General features: G+C 73.8%; 17 protein-coding genes. 11 read left to right on the top strand and 6 right to left on the bottom strand.

What is annotated here, in order from left to right:
- Positions 1-65 precede the first annotated feature (65 nt).
- The 6 genes from FB558_RS16565 to FB558_RS16540 are packed head-to-tail and all read left to right on the top strand — an operon-like array spanning position 66 to position 8,629.
- Positions 66-1,112, top strand: a complete 1,047-nt coding sequence (locus tag FB558_RS16565) for an extracellular solute-binding protein (protein WP_142054513.1) — start codon at positions 66-68, stop codon at positions 1,110-1,112.
- Positions 1,109-3,343, top strand: coding sequence for a N,N-dimethylformamidase beta subunit family domain-containing protein (locus FB558_RS16560; RefSeq protein ID WP_142054511.1), 2,235 nt, complete (start codon positions 1,109-1,111; stop codon positions 3,341-3,343). Before FB558_RS16565 ends, FB558_RS16560 begins: the two co-directional genes overlap by 4 nt.
- Positions 3,340-5,517: a N,N-dimethylformamidase beta subunit family domain-containing protein gene (locus FB558_RS16555; protein WP_142054509.1), complete on the top strand. Its 2,178-nt coding sequence runs from the start codon at positions 3,340-3,342 to the stop codon at positions 5,515-5,517. Before FB558_RS16560 ends, FB558_RS16555 begins: the two co-directional genes overlap by 4 nt.
- A gap of 9 nt (positions 5,518-5,526) precedes the next feature.
- Positions 5,527-6,366 (top strand): transketolase, encoded by an 840-nt coding sequence (locus FB558_RS16550; RefSeq protein WP_142054507.1) that lies wholly within the window; start codon positions 5,527-5,529, stop codon positions 6,364-6,366.
- Positions 6,363-7,397 carry a transketolase family protein gene (locus tag FB558_RS16545; RefSeq protein WP_142054505.1) on the top strand — a complete coding sequence of 345 codons (1,035 nt, stop codon included), beginning with the start codon at positions 6,363-6,365 and terminating at the stop codon, positions 7,395-7,397. The genes FB558_RS16550 and FB558_RS16545 overlap by 4 nt, the downstream gene beginning before the upstream one ends.
- The gene (locus FB558_RS16540) at positions 7,394-8,629 is read left to right on the top strand and encodes an aminotransferase class III-fold pyridoxal phosphate-dependent enzyme (protein WP_142054503.1); all 1,236 of its coding nucleotides are present in this window, start codon (positions 7,394-7,396) and stop codon (positions 8,627-8,629) included. The genes FB558_RS16545 and FB558_RS16540 overlap by 4 nt, the downstream gene beginning before the upstream one ends.
- Before the next feature lie 74 nt (positions 8,630-8,703).
- Here FB558_RS16540 and FB558_RS16535 read toward each other — a convergent pair whose 3' ends face one another.
- Entirely contained in the window at positions 8,704-9,102 is a 399-nt protein-coding gene (locus tag FB558_RS16535) for a hypothetical protein (protein ID WP_142054501.1), read from the bottom strand.
- Positions 9,103-9,232: 130 nt separating this feature from the next.
- Here FB558_RS16535 and FB558_RS16530 point away from each other — a divergent pair, with 130 nt between their 5' ends.
- On the top strand, positions 9,233-10,105 hold the full coding sequence (locus FB558_RS16530; protein ID WP_246106557.1) for a siderophore-interacting protein: 873 nt from the start codon (positions 9,233-9,235) through the stop codon (positions 10,103-10,105).
- Between the two features lie 65 nt (positions 10,106-10,170).
- On the opposite strand, the gene FB558_RS16525 is transcribed toward FB558_RS16530, so the two are convergent.
- The gene (locus FB558_RS16525) at positions 10,171-12,132 is read right to left on the bottom strand and encodes a heavy metal translocating P-type ATPase (protein ID WP_142054499.1); all 1,962 of its coding nucleotides are present in this window, start codon (positions 12,130-12,132) and stop codon (positions 10,171-10,173) included.
- Between the two features lie 68 nt (positions 12,133-12,200).
- On the opposite strand from FB558_RS16525, the gene FB558_RS16520 reads away from it, so the two are divergent.
- Together FB558_RS16520 and FB558_RS16515 are read left to right on the top strand one after the other, a co-directional pair.
- On the top strand, positions 12,201-12,521 hold the full coding sequence (locus FB558_RS16520) for an ArsR/SmtB family transcription factor (protein WP_142054497.1): 321 nt from the start codon (positions 12,201-12,203) through the stop codon (positions 12,519-12,521).
- Positions 12,522-12,609: 88 nt separating this feature from the next.
- Positions 12,610-13,053 carry a L,D-transpeptidase gene (locus FB558_RS16515; protein WP_142054495.1) on the top strand — a complete coding sequence of 148 codons (444 nt, stop codon included), beginning with the start codon at positions 12,610-12,612 and terminating at the stop codon, positions 13,051-13,053.
- A gap of 135 nt (positions 13,054-13,188) precedes the next feature.
- On the opposite strand, the gene FB558_RS16510 is transcribed toward FB558_RS16515, so the two are convergent.
- Positions 13,189-14,502, bottom strand: a complete 1,314-nt coding sequence (locus tag FB558_RS16510) for an MFS transporter (RefSeq protein WP_246106556.1) — start codon at positions 14,500-14,502, stop codon at positions 13,189-13,191.
- A gap of 213 nt (positions 14,503-14,715) precedes the next feature.
- On the opposite strand from FB558_RS16510, the gene FB558_RS16505 reads away from it, so the two are divergent.
- The gene (locus tag FB558_RS16505) at positions 14,716-16,335 is read left to right on the top strand and encodes a BCCT family transporter (RefSeq protein WP_142054491.1); all 1,620 of its coding nucleotides are present in this window, start codon (positions 14,716-14,718) and stop codon (positions 16,333-16,335) included.
- On the opposite strand, the gene FB558_RS16500 is transcribed toward FB558_RS16505, so the two are convergent.
- The 3 genes from FB558_RS16500 to FB558_RS16490 form a co-directional block, all read right to left on the bottom strand.
- On the bottom strand, positions 16,336-17,382 hold the full coding sequence (locus FB558_RS16500; protein ID WP_142054488.1) for an LLM class flavin-dependent oxidoreductase: 1,047 nt from the start codon (positions 17,380-17,382) through the stop codon (positions 16,336-16,338).
- Positions 17,382-17,891, bottom strand: coding sequence for an SRPBCC family protein (locus tag FB558_RS16495; protein WP_142054486.1), 510 nt, complete (start codon positions 17,889-17,891; stop codon positions 17,382-17,384). Before FB558_RS16495 ends, FB558_RS16500 begins: the two co-directional genes overlap by 1 nt.
- Positions 17,892-18,173: 282 nt before the next feature.
- A complete protein-coding gene (locus tag FB558_RS16490; RefSeq protein ID WP_142054484.1) occupies positions 18,174-18,917 on the bottom strand; it encodes an FkbM family methyltransferase in 744 nt (247 codons plus the stop codon).
- A 357-nt stretch (positions 18,918-19,274) separates the two neighbouring features.
- Between FB558_RS16490 and FB558_RS16485 the strand changes: the two genes are divergently transcribed.
- On the top strand, positions 19,275-20,078 hold the full coding sequence (locus FB558_RS16485; protein WP_142054482.1) for a putative protein N(5)-glutamine methyltransferase: 804 nt from the start codon (positions 19,275-19,277) through the stop codon (positions 20,076-20,078).
- Positions 20,079-20,120: the final 42 nt, after the last annotated feature.

The raw sequence follows: 20,120 nt of genomic DNA, 5'->3' as shown, positions 1-20,120 counted from the left end.
GCGAAGTGCGTTCTGGATGGTGAAACGGCCCGGACGTCTCACCCCGTCAACCGAAGGTGGTCCCCGTGCGCAACCGCAGGCTCCTGTCCGCACTGGCCCTCTGCGCGGCCGTCTCCGTCAGCGCCACCGGGTGCTTCGCCACGGTCGGCGGGGACGCGGGAGCAGGCGGGACAGTCGTCTTCAGCAACACCGGGGGCGCCCTCGCCTCGATCTTCGCCGACACCGCCTACAAGCAGCTCGCCGAGCAGGGCATCCAGGTGGCCGAGGAGTCGCCGAACAACGAGGCGAAGCTGACGGCGATGGTCGAGTCGGGCACCCCGACGTGGGACGTCTTCTACGCCTCGCCCTACCGCACCGTCGCCAAGTGCGACGTCCTGTTCGAGAAGCTCGACATGTCGCGGATCAACACCGACGGCCTCGACCCCGAGCTCACCTCCGAGTGCGGCGTGCCCGTGCTGAAGTCCGCGTTCCTGCTGGTCTACAACGCCGACAAGTACGGGGACCGGCCGCCGCAGAGCTGGACGGACTTCTACGACACCACGAACTTCCCCGGCACTCGCGGGATCATGAACTACGCCAAGGACGCGGGCATGGAGACGGCGCTGCTCGCCTCCGGCGTGCCGGGCGACCAGCTCTACCCGCTCGACTACGAGCGCGCCTTCGCCACCCTCGACACGATCCGTCCCTCGGTGCGGTTCTACGAGACCGGCGCCCAGCAGACGCAGGCGCTGGAGTCCGGCGAGGTCGACATGATGCTGGCCTGGCCCGGGCGCGCCTACGAGGCGGCGAAGAACGGCGCGAACCTGAAGGTCGTCTGGAACCAGCCGCTCTACTACACCGACTCCCTGGGCATCGTGAAGGGCGCCCCGAACATGGACGAGGCGTACGAGCTGATCAACGCCCTGATCGACGTGCCGACCCAGGAAGAGATCATGAAGCGCCAGCCCTACGGGGCGGCCAACGCGAACGCCCAGCCCTCCGAGGACCCGCTGCTGAACTCGTTCATCGCGACGAGCAACGTCACCGGCACCGAGGTGAACCGCGACAACGAGTGGTGGGCGGCGAACCTCGACGAGGCCACCCAGCGGTGGACGAACTGGGTGAACCGGTGAGGCTGCTCGGCTACGCCGACCGGCTGTCGGTGCCCGCGGGCGGGCGGATCGAGTTCAAGGTCAGCAGTGAGCTACCGGAGTTCACGCCGTCACTGGTGCGGCTGCGCCGCGGCGGGTCGCCGGTGCACGAGTGCGATCTGCTCGAGGACGACGTCGCGGCAGAGCTCCCCGCGAGCGTCCCCGGCCGGGTCCAGGTCGCCCGCGCGGGCTCCTACGTCGAGGCCGCGGTGCGCGAGGACGTCACCGTGCACGGCGCCGGGCTGGCGGCGTGGATCTTCCCGACCCTCCTGGACGGCGAGCAGACCGTCCTCGCGCTGACGGCACCCGACGGCAGCGCCGGGTACCGGCTGGCCGTCACGTCCGACGCCGTGGTGCTCCGCGACGCGTCCGGGACGGAACTGTCCCGCCTGGCCGTGGCCCCGGTCCTGCGCCAGTGGAGCTTCCTGGCGGCGACACTCTCCCCCACGGGCGAGGCCCGGATGGAACTGCACCGCCCGGGCCGCACCACCCCGATGGTTCAGGAAAGCCACATTCATGAACCTGCAGGGCAGGAAAGTGGCTTTCCTGAACCTCGGGAGGCGGGGGCGTGGCGCGGGGGGCTCCTTCGCATCGGGGCCGGGGGGCGCGGCGCGCCCACCGGGTTCTTCAACGGCAAGCTCGCTCGGCCGATCGTGTCCGCCGCCGGCTGGTCCGCCGAGGCCACCGCGCGGCTCGCCGCGGGTGAAGCCGCCGTCGACGTCCTGGGCGCCACCGGGGTGAGCGCGCTCGCGCTGGGTCGCGAGCCCGCCGCCGCCACCGTCGCCGACGACGGCGCGCTCACCACCGGCGGGACCGTCGTCAACCGGCCGGCGAGCGCCGTGCCCGGCCCGTTCTGGCGCTGCACCGAGACCGACTTCCGCCGGGTCCCCGGCGAGTACGACGCGCTGCACCTGCACGAGGACGACCTCGACGACGCCGGCTGGGACACCGACGTCGCGCTCACGGTCCCGGCCGACCTCCCGAGCGGGGCCTACGCGCTGAAGGTCCGCACGGGCGAGCACGTCGACCGCATCCCGTTCGTCGTCACCCCGCCCGCCGGCGCCCGGCCGGCCCCGGTGCTGGTGGTGCTGCCGACCTGGACCTACCTGGCCTACGCGAACTGGCGCACCTATGCGGAGTTCGAGGAGGAGCGCGTCGGGCTCTACGGGGAGCGCCGCGGGGTCGACCCGCGCGACCGCTGGCTGGCGCGTCACCCCGAGCTCGGGAAGTCGCTCTACGACGTCCACACCGACGGCAGCGGCGTCATGTACTCCTCGCGCGCGCGGCCGATCGTCAACATCCGGCCCGACTACTACACCCCCACCACCCGCGGGCTGCGCCACTTCGCGCAGGACCTCTCGCTGCTGCACTGGCTCGACGCGCGCGGCGAGGACTACGCGGTGATCACCGACGACGAGATCGAGGACCGCGGCGCCGACGCGCTGTCCGGGCACCGCGTCGTGATCACCGGCAGCCACCCCGAGTACTCGTCGGCGCGGATGCTCGACGCGTACGAGTCCTTCACCGCGCACGGCGGCCGGCTCATGTACCTGGGTGGCAACGGCTTCTACCACGTCACCAACCGCCATGCCGGGCCCTCGGGAGCGATCGAGATCCGCCGCGCGCGGGGCAGCACCACGGCGTGGGCGTCCGCCGCGGGCGAGGAGCACCTGTCGGGGACGGGCGAGCCCGGCGGGCTGTGGCGCTGGCGCGGCCGGGCCCCGCAGCGGGCGTTCGGCGTCGGCATGACCGCGCAGGGCTTCGACAAGGCGAGCGGCTACCGCCGGACCGCGCAGAGCCGGGCCGTCGACTGGGTCTTCGACGGGGTGGACGCCGCGGTCGGCGAGGTCTTCGGCGACGAGGGCCCGGGCCTGGGCGGTGCGGCGGGCGACGAGATCGACCGCGCGGACGTCGCGCTCGGCACCCCGGCCGACGCCGTCGTCCTCGCGACCTCGGTGGGGCACTCCTCCAGCATCGTGCTCGTCGCCGACGACCGGACGATCTCCTACGCGGCGCCGGTCGCTCCCGACCCGCGCGTGCGGGCCGACATCGTGGTCTTCGGCCGACCCGGCGGCGGCGCCGTCTTCGCGGTCGGTTCGATCGCCTGGTCCACGGCGATGACCCACAAGGGCGGCGACAACGACGTCTCCCGGATCACCGCGAACGTCCTCGACCGCTTCCGCGAGCACCCCGAGCCGGTGGAGGGCGCATGAGGATCGTCGGGTACGCCGACCGGCTCTCCGTCCGCGCCGGCGAGGAGATCGCGTTCTGCGTCAGCTGCGAGCACGACGCCTACGAGCCGGAGATCGTGCGGCTGCGGCGCGGCGGCTCGGAGCGGCACGGCAGCGCGCTCGTCGAGGAGCCGGTCGCGTCGGGGCTTCCGGACACGCTGCCGGGCCGGGTCCAGGCCACCACGTCCGGCTCGTTCGTCGACGCCGGGCCCGTCGGCCCCCTCGACGAGCTGGGCCTCGCGGTGTGGTTCCTGCCCACCCTGCCCGGCGACGAGCCCCGGCCGCTGCTGGCCGTCGGGGACCTCGTGCTCGAGGTCTCGGCCGCCGGGATCGCCCTGCGCCGGGGTCACGCGGTGCTGGCCGCCCTCGCCGCGCCGCCCACCGAGCGGCGCTGGGCGTTCGCGGCCGCGACCCTCGACGCCGCGGGCGAGGTGCGCCTGCGCCTGCACCGCCCGGACCTGCCGGCCGCCGCGGTCACGGCACGCACGGCCCCGGCGCCGGTGCTCGGCGTCCTGCGGATCGGCTCGGACGGGACCGCCACCGGCGGGCTCGGCCGGACGTTCAACGGCAAGGTGGCGCGCCCGGTCGTCGCCGCGGCGGCGTGGCCGGAGGCGACGACGGCGGCGCTCGCCGGCGGCGCCGACCCGATCGGCCTGCTGCTCCCCGCCACGACCAGTGCGCTCGACCTCGCCACCGACCCCGGTGGGGCCCGCGTGCCCGACCGCGGCAGTCTCACGGACGGGGGCGAGGTCCGGCACCTGCCCACTCGCGGCGTGCCCGGCCCGTTCTGGGCGGGCGCGGAGACCGACTTCCGCCGCTCCCCGGCCGAGTTCGACGCGCTGCACCTGCACGACGACGACCTCGCCGACGCCGGCTGGGCGCCGGACCTGACCTGGACCGTCCCCGCGGACCTGCCCAGCGGCGTCTACGCGCTCAAGACCAGCGCGGACGGTGACGTCGACCGGATCCCGTTCGTCGTCACCCCGGCCCGCCACGACGCCCCCGTGCTCGTCGTGCTGCCCACCTGGACCTACCTCGCCTACGCCAACTGGCGCACCTACGCCGAGTACGAGGCCGAGCGGCTGGTGATCTACGGGGAGGCGCGCGGGATCGACGAGCGCGACCGCTGGCTGGTCGCGCACCCCGAGCTCGGGCGCTCGCTCTACGACGTGCACACCGACGGCAGCGGCGTCTGCCACTCCACCCGGTTGCGCCCGATCGTCAACATCCGCCCCGACTACTTCACGCCGACCACCCGCGGGTTCCGCCACTACGCGCAGGACCTGCTGCTGCTCGACTGGCTCGACCGGCGCGGCGAGCACTACGCCGTGGTCACCGACGACGAGGTCGAACGCGAGGGCACCGACCTGCTCTCCCGCTACGACGTGGTGCTCACCGGCAGCCACCCCGAGTACTGCTCGGCCGGGATGCTGGATGCCTACCTCGCGTACACCCGTGCCGGTGGGCGGCTGATGTACCTGGGCGGCAACGGCTTCTACCAGGTGACCGCCCGGCACCCGGGACACCCGGACGCGGTGGAGATCCGCCGCGGCCACGCGGGCGTCGCCACCTGGGTGTCCGACCCGGGTGAGGAGCACCTCGCCGCGACCGGCGAGCCGGGCGGGCTCTGGCGGATGCGGGGGCGCGCGCCGAACCTGCTGGCCGGCGTCGGGTTCACCGCGCAGGGCTTCGACTCCGGCTACGGGTACGCCCGCTCCGCCGCGAGCGCGGACCCGTCCGTGTCGTGGGTGTTCGAGGGCGTGAGCGCAGGCGCAGGCGAGGTCTTCGGCACCGAGGGGCCGGGCCTGGGCGGCGCGGCGGGCGACGAGCTGGACCGTGCGGACGTCACGCTCGGCACCCCGGCCGACGCGGTCGTGCTGGCCTCCTCGGTCGGGCACTCGGAGAAGATCGCGCTGGTGCCCGAGGAGGTCGACCACGGCTACGCCGCACCTCCGCCCGGCGTCCACCCGAAGGTCCGCGCGGACGTCGTGCTGCTCGCGCGGCCCGGCGGCGGCGCCGTCTTCTCCGTCGGCTCGATCGCCTGGTCGACGGCCATGACGCACAAGAGCGGCGACAACGACGTCTCGCGGATCACCGCCAACGTCCTCGACCGGTTCCGGGACGAACCCGGCCCCGTGCTCGGCGAGCAGCAGTAAGGAGCAGGAGTGCCCGTCACCAGTACCGACCAGGTCGCGCACCTCACCGACCGGGCGAGGTTCGTGCGCACCGAGACCGTCCGGCTCACCCGGATCGCCGGGGCCGGCCACTACAGCGCCGTGTTCTCCTGCGCGGAGCTGTTCGCCGTCCTCTACTACGCGCAGCTGCGCCTCGACCCGGCCCGGCCGGACTGGCCCGACCGCGACCGGTTCGTGCTCAGCAAGGGCCACGCCGCGATCGGCCTCTACCCGGTGCTCGCCGACCTCGACTTCTTCGACCCCGCCGAGCTCGACACCTACACCCGGCTGGGCAGCCCGTTCGGCGACCACCCGGACATGCGCCGCATCCCCGGCGTCGACTTCTCCTCCGGCTCGCTCGGGCACGGCCTGTCGATCGCCGCGGGCATGGCGCTGGCCGGGCGGATGTCCGCGTCGGAGCACCGCACGTACTGCATGCTCGGCGACGGGGAGCTGGCCGAGGGCCAGATCTGGGAGGCCGCGATGGCGGCCGGGCACTTCCGGCTCGGCAACCTCGTCGCGATCGTGGACGCCAACCAGCTCGGCATAGACGGCTTCGTCCGCGACGTCATGGCGGCCGAGCCCATCGACCGGCGCTTCGCCGCGTTCGGCTGGGAGACCCACCGCGTCGACGGCCACGACATCCCCGCACTGCTGGAGCTGTTCGCCGGGCTGCCGTCCGCCGCGGACGGCCCGCCGCAGCTCGTCGTCGCGGACACGGTGAAGGGCAAGGGGGTGGCGCGCATGGAGCTGTCGCCCGACTGGCACGTCGGCAACCTCGTCGGCACCGACTACGACGACGTGCTGGCCGAGCTGGAGGGACGGGCATGAGCACCCAGGACCAGTCCGAGCTGTTCAACGGCACCGCGAACGTCGGGCTCAAGGACGCGCGTTCCGTCGACGGCACCGACACGCGCGCGATCCCCGCGTTCGTCTTCGGTGAGGAGCTCGCCCACCTCGCCGACCACGACCCGCGCATCGTCGTGCTCACCGCCGACCTGGCCCGCTCCAACCGGGCCACCGACTTCGCGAACCGGCACCCGGAGCGGTTCGTCAACGTCGGCATCGCCGAGAAGAACATGATCACGATGGCGGCCGGCATGGCGGCCTCGGGCTACGTCCCGTTCGCGGCCACGTTCGGCGCGTTCGCGGCGCTGCTGTGCGCCGAGCAGATCCGCACCGACTGCGCCTACCCGGGGATGCCCGTGCGGGTCGTCGGCCACCACTCCGGCATGTCCATGGGCTTCTACGGCACGAGCCACCACAGCCTGGAAGACCTCGGGATGATGCGCTGCATCGCCGACCTCACCGTCGTCTGCGCCACCGACGCCAACCACCTGCGGGCGCTGCTGCGCCTGTCGCTCGACCACCCCGGCGCGATGTACATCCGGCTCGGCCGCGGCCGCGACCCGCAGGTCTACGACGTGGTGCCGGACCTGTCGATCGGGCGCGCCGAGACCGTCCGCGACGGCACCGACCTGACGATCATCGCCACCGGATCCGAGGTGCACCCCGCGCTGCAGGCCGCCGACGAGCTGGCCGGCGCGGGCGTCTCCACCCGGGTCGTCGACATGTTCACGATCGCCCCGCTGGACCGCGACGCCGTGCTCGACGCCGCGCGCTCCACCGGCGCCGTCCTCACCGTCGAGGAGGGCAACGTGACCGGCGGGCTGGGCAGCGCGGTCGCCGAGTGCCTGTTCGAGGCGGGCGCCCGCGTCCCGTTCCGCCGCCACGGCGTGCCCGACGAGCACGTGCCCGTCGGCCCGCCCGCGGGCCTCTACGCCCACTACCGCCTCGACGGACCCGGTATCGCCGCCGTCGCCCGCGAGCTCCTCGACTCCGGCAAGGGAACCCACGCATGACCACCGCACCCACCGTCCTCGGCGAGCGGGAGCTCGCGCTGCGCGAGCGGGCCCGCCAGGTGATCCCCGGCGGGATGTACGGCCACATGTCCGTGCAGGCGTTCAGCGCCGCGCACCCCCAGTTCATGGCGTCCGGGCAGGGCTCCCGCGTCACCGACACCGACGGGCGCACCTACCTCGACCTCATGTGCGGCTGGGGACCGGTGGTCCTCGGGCACCGCCACCCCGGCGTCACCGCCGCGGTCCTCGACCAGCTCGACCGCGGCGACTGCCTCGACGGCACCAGCCCGGTGGCCGTCGAGTTCGCCGAGCTGCTGGTGGACACGATCCCGTCGGCGGACTGGGCGATGTTCTGCAAGAACGGCTCGGACGCCACCACCACGAGCGTGACGATCGCGCGCGCCGCCACCGGGAAGCGGAAGCTGCTGGTGGCCCACGGCGCCTACCACGGCGCGGTGCCGTGGTGCTCGCTGCGCGGCTCGGGCGTGACCGCCGAGGACCAGGCGCACCTGGTGCACTACGAGTACAACGACCTCGCCTCCGCGGAGGCCGCCGCGGCCGAGGCGGGCGACGACCTCGCCGCCATCGTCGTCTGTCCGATGCGCCACGACATCAAGCGCGAGCAGGAGCTCGTCGACCCCGCCTTCGCGCGCGGCCTGCGGGCGCTGGCCGACCGCACCGGCGCCGTGCTGATCCTCGACGACGTCCGCTGCGGCTTCCGGCTCGACCTCGGCGGCAGCTGGGAACCGCTCGGCGTCCGGCCCGACCTGTCGGCCTGGTCGAAGGCGATCGCCAACGGGCAGGCGCTGGGCGCCGTCACCGGCGTCGAGGCGCTGCGCGACGCCGTCGGAAAGATCTACGTGACCGGGTCGTTCTGGACGGCAGCGGTGCCGCTCGCCGCCGGGCTGGCGACGCTGACCGAGCTGCGCAAGGGCGTGGCGCTGCCGGACATGGCCCGCACCGGCGCCCGGTTGCGCGAGGGTCTCGCGGCCCAGGCCGCCGCGCACGGCGTCGCGATCCGCCAGACCGGCCCCGTGCAGATGCCCATGCTCTCCTTCGACGGCGACGAGGACTTCCGGCTGGCCACCTCCTTCGCCGAGGCCGCCGTGCAGCGCGGGGTGTACCTGCACCCGTGGCACAACTGGTTCCTCTCGGCCGCCCACACCGACGACGACATCGAGGAGATCCTCGCCCGCACCGACGACGCGTTCGCCGCGGTGCGCCACGGCTGACGCGCTCCCACACCGATAGTGGTGCCGGCACACCGGTTGCAGTCGGTGTGCCGGCACCGAAGTCGGTGTGCCGCTCAGCCGGGCGGGTCGAGGGCGATGCCGGCGTCCTCCAGGGCCGCCTCCGTGAGCAGCCGCGCGAAGGCCCGGTCTCCGCGGCGGGCCTCGGCGAGGGGCGCCTCGACCCCGACCATCGCGCACACCTCCAGCAGCGTCTCGTCGTAGGCGGCCAGCAGCGCGACGGTGCGCACCTGGGTCGGCGGGCGGGAGTCGCGCACCTGGCGGTGCAGCCTGCGCAGGGTCGCGACCACCGACTCCAGGCACGGCCCGGGTGCCGGGTCGGTGCGCCGGCGGCGCGCGAAGAACGCGGCGACGGCCGCGGGCAATGCCCGCAGGCCCAGCCAGAGGACCACGGTAGGGGCGACCGCGATGGCGACGTAGAGGAGCAGCCCCACCAGGACCGGTCGATCACCCACCGCGGCACCTCCCCGTGCCGATCGAATCGATTCGATGGACAGAATACGCCGCCGGCCCGGCGCGGACAAGCGGGCTTTCTCGGCTCGTCCCGTGTGATTAAGGTGAGCCTAACCAATTGAAGGAGGGTCGATGGCGGGCGCGATGGGTCGATGGCTGCTGGAGGTGCGCCGGACCGAACGCGTCACCCCGCACATGGCCCGGGTGACGCTCGGCGGAGACCTCCACGGGTACGCCCCGCTGGCCCCCGACCAGCAGGTCAAGCTGTTCTTCCCCCGGCCCGGCCACGACGCCACCGAGGTGCCGGCACCGCCCGTGAACGGGGACGGGGCGGCCGAGCGCATGTCCTGGTACCAGGCCTACCTCGCCATCCCCGAGGAGCGCAGGCCGTGGATGCGCACGTACTCGGTGCGCCACCACCGCCTGGAGGAGGGCGAGATCGACGTCGACTTCGTGCTGCACGACCACGGCGACGACACTGGCCCCGCCTCCCGGTGGGCCGCCGGAGCCGCCGCGGGTGACGTCATCGCGCTCGTCGGGCCCGCGCCCAGCCACTTCCGGACCCCCGGCGCGCACGACTGGACGCTGCTCGCCGGCGACGAGAGCGCCCTGCCCGCCATCGGCGCCCTGCTCGAGGCGATGCCGGCCGGGCAGCGGGCCGAGGTGTTCGTCGAGGTCGCCGACGCGGGCGAGGAGCAGCCGCTGCCGACCGCGGCCCGGGCGTGCGTCCGCTGGCTGCACCGCGGCGACGTGGCGGCGGGCCACTCCGACCTCCTGGTGGAGGCGGTCCGGGCCGCCGACCTGCCCTCCGGCCCCGTCTACGCGTGGGTGGCGGGCGAGGCGTCGGCCGTGCGCGCGGTCCGCCGCCACCTCGTGGGCGAGCGGGGCGTCGCCAAGAAGCAGATCGCCTTCGCCGGCTACTGGCGGCTGCACCTGACGCAGGACGCCGCCCCCACCCCCCGAGGAGGCGGCCGAGCTGCTCGCCGAGCAACCCTGACGCGCTGACCGCACCTTGGAGCCGTACTGCTGCTTTTCGGGCCTCGGAATCAGCAGTATGGCTCCAAGGTGCATCACGTGGTGGCGGCTGCGGCGGCTCGGCGCCATGCCGCTGCACGGAGGAGGCGCAGGCCGTTCAGGCCCACCAGGATCGTGGAGCCCTCGTGGCCGGCCACGCCCAGGGGCAGTGGCAGCGTGCCGAACAGGTCCCAGGCCACGAGGACCGCGATCACGGTTGCGGCGATCGCGAGGTTCGCGACCACGAGCCGCCGCGCCCGCCGGGCCAGCGCGATCACGGTGGGCACCGCGCCGAGCTCGTCGCGGGTGATCACCGCGTCCGCGGTGTCGAGCGCGAGGTCCGACCCGGCGCGGCCCATCGCGATGCCGACGTGCGCCGCCGCCAGGGCCGGAGCGTCGTTCACGCCGTCGCCGACCACCACGACCCGGTGCCCGGCCGCCTCCAGCTCGCGCACGGCGGCGACCTTGTCCTCGGGCAGCAGCCCGGCGCGCACGTCGTCGATCCCGACCTCGGCGGCGATCCGGGCGGCGGCCAGCGGGTTGTCGCCGGTGAGCAGGACCGGCCGTGCGCCGGTCAGCGCGGCGAGCCGGGCGACGCCGTCCGCCGCGGCCCGCCGGACCGTGTCGGCGAGGCCGAGGACGGCCACCACCGCACCGTCGACGCGGACCACGACGGCGGTCTGCCCCGCACGCTCGAGCTCGGAGACCAGCGCGGCGGCCCGGGGGTCCTCCACGGGGAGCCGAGCGGGGCTGCCGACCTCCACGCTCCGCCCGTCGACGCGCGCGGTGACGCCGTGGCCGGGTACGGACGCGAAGTCCCGCGCCGGGCGCAGGTCGAGGCCCGCGTCGCGCGCCGCGGCGACGACGGCGCGCGCGAGCGGGTGCTCCGACCCCCGTTCGGCGGCGGCGGCCAGCGCGAGCGCCTCGTCGGACCCGAGGCCGTCGAGCGGTCGCACCTGCACGAGCCGCGGCCTGCCCTCGGTGAGCGTGCCGGTCTTGTCGAACGCGAGGATCGTGGCGGTCCCGAGGCGTTCGAGCACGACGGCCGACTTCACGAGCACCCCGTGCCGCCCGGCGTTGGCGATCGCGGACAGCAGCGGGGGCATCGTCGCCAGCACCACCGCGCACGGTGACGCAACGATCATGAACGTCATCGCCCGCAGCAGCGTCGGCTCCAGTGCGGCGCCCAGCGCCAGCGGGACCACGAACAGCGCGAGGGTCGCGACGACCATCCCCACCGAGTACCGCTGCTCGACCTTCTCGATGAACAGCTGGGTGCGCGCCTTCGTCGCGCTCGCCTCCGCCACCATGGCCACGATCCGGGCGACCACCGTGTCGCCGGCCGGGCGCGTGATCCGCACCCGCAGCGCGCCGCGTCCGTTGAGCGTGCCGGCGAACACCTCGTCGCCCGGGCCCTTGCCGACCGGGAGCGGCTCGCCGGTGATGCTCGCCTGGTCGACGTCGCTCGCACCGTCGACGACGAGGCCGTCCCCACCGACGCGCTCGCCCGGGCGCACCAGGATCACGTCCCCGACCTCGAGGGCGGCGGCGTCGACGACCTCCTCTCCCCCGGCGCTCCCGGTCAGCCGGGTGGCGCGATCGGGTGCGAGGTCGAGCAGGCCGCGGACGGAGTCCTCGGTGCGCCTGGTCGCGACGGCCTCCAGCGCCCCCGAGGTCGCGAAGATCACGATGAGCAGGGCGCCGTCGACGACCTGGCCGATGGCCGCCGCGCCGATCGCGGCCACGACCATCAGCAGGTCGACGTCGAGCACCTTCTCCCGCAGCGCGCGCAGCCCGGCGAGGCCCGGCTCCCACCCGCCGGCGACGTAGCAGGCGAGGTGCAGCGTCCACCACGCCCAGGCCGGGGCGCCGGCGAGCTGGACGAGGAGCCCGAGGACGAACAGCATCGTCGCGAGCGCCGCCCAGCGCACCTCGGGCAACGACCAGGCGCCGGACCGGCGGGGCACGCGCGCGCGGTCCGGCGCGGGCGCGCCGGCGAGGTCGAGTTCGACAGGCATGCGTTCGAGCTTAGCTGCGCAGATACGCAGATACGCAACCAGCCAGGTCGGGCGAGTACTCTCGCTGCATGCACGAGTCGCTGCCGGACTTCGCGATGCCCGACGACGACCAGGTGCACCTGGCGGCCGAGACGTTCCGGATGCTGAGCGACCCCACCCGCATCAAGGTGCTCTGGGCCCTCCTGCAGGGCGAGTCGTCGGTGGCCTGCCTGGCCGAGCTCGCCGGCGCCGCACCGACGGCGGTCAGCCAGCACCTGGCCAAGCTGCGCCTCGCCGGCCTGGTGAAGGGCCGCCGCGAAGGCACCTTCATCTACTACTCCGCGGCCGACGACCACGTCCACCGCCTGCTCACGCAGGTGCTGATGCACGCCGACCACGCCTCCCGGTGAGGCGACGCACACGCGCCGACGCATGAGCCCCCACGATCGGGGGAACGCCTGCGGGATCCGCACGACACCGACGGACGGAGAGACTCTGATGCGGCTCGCACGGCCCCTCGCCGGCGCGCTCCTGGCCACCGCCACGACCGCCGGCCTGCTGACGGGCACTGCGTCCGCCGCCGCGGCCCCCGCCTCCTGCTCCGCGACGGCCCGCGCCTGCGTGGACCTGTCCGAGGGAACCGCGTGGCTGATGGACCGCGGCGAGGTGACCTACGGCCCGGTCGAGGTGACCTCCGGCGGCCAGGGCCACCGCACCCCGACGGGGACGTTCGCGGTGACCTACAAGGACATCGACCACCGCAGCCGGGCCTACGACGACGCCCCCATGCCGTACGCGGTCTTCTTCACCACGAGCGGCGTGGCGTTCCACGAGGGCGACCGGAACTCGCGTTCGCACGGCTGCGTCCGGCTCTCCCCCGACGCCGCGGCCGCCTTCTACGAGGGACTGCAACCCGGCGACGCGGTCCAGGTCCGGCGCTGACGACGCCGCGGCCGCCCCAGCGCGAGTCCCCCGTCCCGACAGCGCGAGTCTCCCGTCCCAACAGGGCGAGTCTCCCGTCCCGACAGGGCGAGATCGCGACGACCGGCGCGGTGACGGTCGCAGCACGACCGGCGGTCAGCGGACGGCCGACGCCTGCCGCTCGCGCACGAACAGCGTCGTGATCAGCGTGATCAGCCCGAGGAGCGCCCAGTACCCCGCGACCAGCCACGGCGCCCCGCCGGACACCGCCACCAGCGCGGTGGCGATGAAGGGGGCGAGGCCGCCGGCGAAGATCGCCGAGAACTGGTAGCCGAGGGAGATCCCCGAGTAGCGGACCCGAGTGCCGAACAGCTCCGAGAAGAAGGCGGGCTGGGTGGCGAACATGGCGCCGTTGGCGACCGCGTACCCGATCACGAACGCGATCACGACCAGCACGGGGTCGCGGGTCTGCAGGATCAGGAAGAACGGGAACGCGAAGACGACGTGTAGCGCGGCGCCGAAGAGGTAGATCGGCCGCCGCCCGACGCGGTCGGACAGCGCCCCGTAGACCGGCGTGATGACGAACTGGACGACCGCGGCGAGCATCGTGGCGACGAGCCCGAGGCCGGTCGAGAGCCCCAGGTCGTTCGTGACGTAGTTGAGCGCGAACACGCTGATCAGGTAGCCGCAGGCGTTCTCCGCGACCCGCATCCCGATCACGAGGCCGATCGCGCGGCGCTCCGTGCGCAGGGCCTCCACGACCGGACGGCCTGCCTCACCGCCGCTCTCCTTCAGCTGTGTGAACTCGGGTGACTCGGGCACGCGCAGGCGGATCACCAGGCCGACCGCCACCAGCACGATCGAGAGCAGGAACGGCACCCGCCAGCCCCACGACAGGTAGGCCTGCTCGCTCAGCCCGCCCGACAGCGCGGCGTTGAAGCCGGTGGCCAGCAGGAGGGCCGCCGAGGAGGCCATCTGCGGCCAGCTGCCGTAGAAGCCGCGGCGCCGGGCCGGCGCGTGCTCGGTCATCATCAGCACCGCGCCGCCCCACTCACCCCCGACGGCCACGCCCTGCAGGATCCGCAGCAGCACGAGCAGCGCAGGCGCCCAGATCCCGATCGCGTCGTAGCCGGGCAGCAGGCCGATGCCGAAGGTCGCGATCCCCATCAGGAGCAGCGTGATGACCAGGGCCGACTTGCGACCGACGCGATCGCCGATGTGCCCGAAGATCACCCCGCCGATCGGCCGGGCGAAGAACCCGACGGCGAACGTCGCGAACGCCGACAGCGTGCCGACCAGGCCCCCGCCGCCCGGGAAGAACAGGTCCCCGAAGACGAGGGCGGCCGCCAGCCCGTAGAGGAAGTAGTCGTACCACTCGACGAGGGCACCGACGAAGCTCGCGACCCCCACCTTCCGCAGCGTCCGCGGGTCGCTGCCCGCTCCCGTCCCCCGGCTCGCCGGCTCGGCCACGTCCGTCCCCCTCCGTCGCGGTGCGGCCATCCTGGCGCTGATCCGCCGCCGGTGCACCAGGAGGGGTCCGGGTCGGCAGGCACGATCCCGATCTTCCGGGTGGACAGCGGCCGGACGGTTCGCAATGCTGCCCGCACCGCCGCCACGATCGAGACCCGACCAGCGACCCGCGTCTGCACCGTCGACCGGTGCAGCGAGGATGGGAGCAGCGCCGTGGAAGAACTGGCCCGCCGACTCGGACTGAGGACGAGTCCTCACATCTTCTTCTGGTCCTCCGGGCTGATGGTGCTGTTCCTCGTCCTGCTGCTGGTGTTCCCCGATCCGATCGGCGCGGCGTTCGGCGCGGGGCGCGAGTGGATCGTGACCAACCTCGGGTGGTTCTTCATCCTCGGCGTGACGAGCTGGTTGATCTTCCTCATCTGGATCGCCGTGAGCAGGCACGGCACGTTGCGGCTCGGGAAGGACACCGACCGGCCCGCGTACTCGAACCTGTCCTGGTTCGCGATGCTCTTCGCCGGTGGCATCGGCACCGTGCTCATGTTCTGGGGCGTGGCCGAACCGATCTCGCACTTCACGACCCCGCCGTTCGCGGGGGTCCAGCCCTTCAGCGCCCAGGCCGCGCAGGACGCGATGGCGATCTCGCTCTACCACCTGAGCCTGCACACCTGGGCGATCTTCACGCTGCCCGGCCTCGCGTTCGGCTACTTCATCTACCGCTACGACCTGCCGATGCGGGTGTCGTCGGTGTTCTACCCGTTCCTGAAGGAGCGGATCCACGGTCCGATCGGGCGCACCATCGACGTCTTCGCCGTGCTGGGCACGCTGTTCGGCCTTGCGGTCTCGCTGGGGCTGGGCACCTCTCAGATCAACGCGGGGCTCACCGACCTGATCGGCGTCCCGGACGTCGTCTGGCCCAAGGTCGTCATCATCACGATCCTGACCATCGTGGCCACGGCCTCCATCGTGGCCGGCCTGGACAAGGGCGTGAAGCGGCTCTCGAACCTCAACATCCTGATGGCCGTCGGGCTGATGGTCTTCGTGCTCGTCACGGGGAACACGGTCTTCCTGCTCCGGCAGATGATCGAGAGCATCGGCATCTACGCGCAGGAGATCATCCCCCTCTCCTTCTGGAACGACGCGATGTCGCGGTTCACCAAGGAGGGGGGCTGGGGCTGGCAGGGCGGCTGGACCGTCTTCTACTGGGCCTGGACGGTGACCTGGTCCCCGTTCATGGGCGTCTTCCTCGCCCGGATCTCGCGCGGGCGGACGATCCGCCAGTTCGTCGCAGGCGTGCTGGTGGCCCCGTCGGCGTTCACGCTCGTCTGGTTCGTCATCTTCGGCTGGTCGGCGATGGAGCTGGACGGCATCGGCGGCACCGGCGGTCCGATCTCGGCCGCGGTGGCCGAGAGCGTCCCGCTGGCCATGTTCGAGTTCTTCACCAACTTCCCGGCGGGGACGTTCGTCTCGGGGGTCGCCGTCGTGGTGGTGGCGCTGTTCTTCGCCACGTCGTCGGACTCGGCGTCCCTCGTGGTCGACATGCTGTGCTCGGGCACCGGAGATGCCGGGCCGGTTCGGCAGCGGGTCTTCTGGGGGGTGTCGGAGGGCGTCCTCGCCGCGAGCCTGATCGTCCTCGGCGGCACCGCGGGCCTGACGGCGCTCCAGCAGGTCATCACGGTGATCGGGCTGCCCATCTTCATCCTGGTCTTCGCCATGATGTTCGCGCTCGTCGTGGGCCTGCGGAACGAGGCGACCGCGTCCCCCGCGCCGGTCCCGCGGGCCGAGCGCGAGACCGGGGAACCGGCCGTGGAGAACGACGAGGCGAGATCGGGCTGATCACCGGACCTCGCGGACGAGGTCGAGGGCGCGGGCCAGGGTGCTGAGGCGTTCGTCGAGGGTGTCGCCCGCGGGGTAGAGCCGCACCGTGTCGACGCCGGCGGCGCGCCAGACGCGCAGCCGGGCCCGGACCATCTCCTCGGTGCCGACCAGCGTGGTGGCCAGCACCATCTCGTCGGTGACGAGCGCGGCCGCGCCGTCGCGGTCGCCGCCCTGCCAGCGCTCCCGCACGGCCGCCGCGACCTGCGCCCAGCCCTGGCGGCTGTAGGCGTCGTTGTAGAAGTTCGTGCCGGCCGAGCCCATGCCGCCGAGGCTGAACGCCAGCTTCCGCTTCCGGTCGGCCAGCATCGTGCGCAGCGCGTCCTCGTCGGCGGCGAAGGCGACCTCCGCGCCCTGGCACACGTCCAGGTCCCGGCGCTGCCGGCCGGCGCGCGCCAGGCCCGCGTCGAGGTGTTCCAGGTAGGCGGCGGCACCCTCGGGCACGAAGCTGGTGCCCAGCCAGCCGTCGGCGACCTCGCCGGTCAGCTCCAAGAGCTTCGGCGCGAGCGCCGCCAGGTACACCGGGATGTCCGGGTTCGGCGCCGTCGACACCCGCATGGGACGCCCCTCCCCGCCGGGCAGCGGGATGCGGATCGTGCGCCCGTCGTAGGCGACCTTCTCCCCGGCGAAGACCTGCCGCACGACGTCGACGGACTCGCGCACCCGGGTCAGCGGCCGCGCGAACGGCACACCGTGCAGGCCCTCGACCACCTGCGGCCCGGACGGCCCGAGGCCGAGCAGGAACCGGCCATCGGACATGTCGGCGAGCGTGAGCGCGGCCTGCGCGATCGCGACCGGCGTCCGCGTGCCGACCTGGATGATCCCCGAGCCCAGCAGCATCCGGTCGGTGCGCGCGGCGAGGTACCCCAGCACCGACGGCGCGTCGGAACCCCAGGCCTCCGCGACCCAGCAGACGTCGAGCCCGAGCTTCTCGGCCTCGCACGCGAACTCGACGGTGTCGCGGAAGCCGGCACCGCCCGAACCCTCGACGGTCGTCGCGGTGCGCATCAGCCGCGACCCTCCACCCGTTCCTTGATCCCGGCGAGCGTGGCGGTCATGTTCGCCTCGAACTCGCGCAGGCGAACGAACACGATCTTCTCCTCCTTGTCGGGCATCTGCTCGATCGCCTGGCTCAGCCCCGACCGCCCCGGCCCCAGCCGCACCCACTCGGTGAGCCGCGTGCCGCCGTCCTCCGGCCGGAGCGTGAACCGCCACGTGGCGGCCGGATCGGCCGGCTCGCCCACGGCCCACGCGAACACCCGCGGGGCGGCGCACTCCACGACCTGCGAGGTGGCCGACCACTCCCCCAGCGCCTCGTGCCGGTTGTGCCCGACGAAGCGCGACCCGACCGCGGGCCCGGCACCGTCGAGCCACTCCACCGACTGCAGCTCGCGGCTCGTCCCGGCCATCGCCGCGAGGTCGACCACCGCGGGCCAGACCGCCTCGGTCGGGGCATCGACCCAGGTGGTCACCTCGACCGTCGGGCCGTCGGCGTACCGGGCACCGGTCCACTCCATGGAAGCTCCTCCGCGATCGTCGTGACCCCCATCGTCGCGGGCCGGGGGACGCAAGGCGAGAGCCCGACGACCGGCACCGCGGCCGGTCCGGACGCGTGCCACCGACGCCTCGGACGGGCTGATCACCGGGTGCGGTCGCAGGACCGCACCGCTGCGGCCCTCCGACCGCATGCGGCGATCATGAGCGCCGGGGCCGCCCGCTGATCGCCGTTCGTGGTGTGGCCGCACGGGTGCGGTCCGCGGCCGCTCGCCGTGATCTCGGCAGCTCGACGCCCGCCACGGTCAGGCGAGGCGGGCGTACACGTCGCCCGAGCGCCCCAGCGGGCGCATCCGTTCGAGCAGCTGCACCAGCTCGGCCGCGTCGAGCCAACGCTCGGAGGCGAACCGCATGGTCTCGACCGGCGAGTAGTTGTACGTGTAGCCGCCCGCGCCCAGCTGCTCGACGCGGCCGAGCACCGCCAGCGCCGCGTCGTGCGTCGGCGGCAGGTACTCGAACGACAGCGCGCGCAGCGGCCGGCTCAACCCGGCCAGCACCTCGGCCTCGAAGCCCTCGACATCGATCTTGCAGAACGCCGGCTCCCCGTGGGCGGCGATGAGGTCGTCGAGGGTCACGACGTCCACCTCGACGGAGCGGTCCCAGCGCACCCGGGCGAAGCTGCGGTCCGCGGCCACCGACTCCCGCCAGCGCTGCGAGAGCGACGAGACCGTCGGCGTCGACGTGGAGACGCCGAGCCGCGCCCGACCGGCCGCGGCGCCGACCGCGGACGGCACGAGGGTGACGCCGCGGTCGCGGCCGAAGAGCAGGCGCAGCACGCGCAGGCAGTCCGGCTGCGGCTCGACCGCGACGACCCGCGCTCCCAGCCGCCGCCAGGTCCGGACCCGCCCGCCCACGTGCGCGCCGATGTCGAACCCGAGGTCACCGGGCCCGAGGAACTCGCGGTACAGCGCCAGGGCGCGCCGGTGCTTGGCGGGCTGGCCGTGGTAGATGACCAGGGAGCGGACGATGCCCCGTGCGCGGCCGAGCATCGCCAGATCCTAGGCGCGCCCCGGACCGCAGGACACCCCTGCGCCCACCGGCCGGCGCAACGCTGGAGATCGACCCGAACGCCTTCGCGAGGGCGCAGAGCGCGATCTCGCAACGATCACCGGTCACCGACCCCGCACTCGCTGTGCCCGAGAGGCCCCGCCTGCGCGGGATCGACCTCCGGGCGAGCGAGCCGGCGGGCTCGGCGCCGCCGCCGGGGACCACTAGTGTCCTCCCCGACGGCAGCGGCACGAGGAGGTGAGACCGATCAACGTTCGGCCCGATCGGACGCTCCCCCCCTCGCCCCGCCGGATAAGGCGGCCCCGGGGACGTCCTGCGACATTCCCCTGGAGGCACCCGTGTCCACCTCTTCCGCCATCCCCGACGTCGTCGGTCGCCTGCGCGCCGCCGGCTGCGTCTTCGCCGAGGACGAGGCGCGCCTGCTGCACGACGCCGCGCGCACGCCCGCCGAGCTCGACGCGCTCGTCGACCGGCGCGCCGCCGGTGAGCCGCTCGAGCACCTCCTCGGCTGGGTCGAGTTCGCCGGGCTGCGCCTCGCGGTCGAAGCCGGCGTCTTCGTACCGCGCCGGCGCACCGAGCTGCTGGCCCGCGAAGCCGCGGCGCTCGCCGCTGCCGGCTCCGTCGTCGTGGAGCTGTGCTGCGGGGCGTGCGCGATCGGCGCGGCGGTGACGGCCGCTGTCCCCGGGATCGAGCTGCACGCCGCCGACGTCGACCCGGTCGCGGTGCGCTGCGCCCGCCGCAACGCGCCCGGCGGCCACGTGTACGAGGGCGACCTCGACGACCCGCTGCCGGTGTCGCTGCGCGGCCGCGTCGACGTGCTGGTGGCGAACGCGCCCTACGTGCCGACCGAGGCGGTCGGGATGATGCCCCCCGAGGCACGCCTGCACGAACCGCGCGTCGCGCTCGACGGCGGCGCGGACGGCCTCGACGTGCAACGCCGGGTGATCGCCACGGCCCCGCGCTGGCTCGCGCCCGGCGGGCACCTGCTGATCGAGACGAGCGAGGCCCAGTCCCCGCACACGGCGGCGGCGATGGAGGCGGCGGGTCTGCGCACGCGCGTCGTGCGGGAGGAGGAGCTGGACGCGACAGCAGTCGTCGCCACCCTCCCACTCCCCACCTTGGAGCCACGATGCAGATTGTGAGCGCCCACATTCTGCAGTAGGGCTCCAAGGTGCGACGTCAGG

The sequence above is a fragment of the Pseudonocardia kunmingensis genome, assembly GCF_006716445.1.
In the GTDB taxonomy this organism is placed as follows: Bacteria; Actinomycetota; Actinomycetes; order Mycobacteriales; family Pseudonocardiaceae; genus Pseudonocardia; species Pseudonocardia kunmingensis.
The sequence above is the reverse complement of the archived record's forward strand: the minus strand, read 5'-3'. Positions and strand labels throughout refer to the sequence as shown.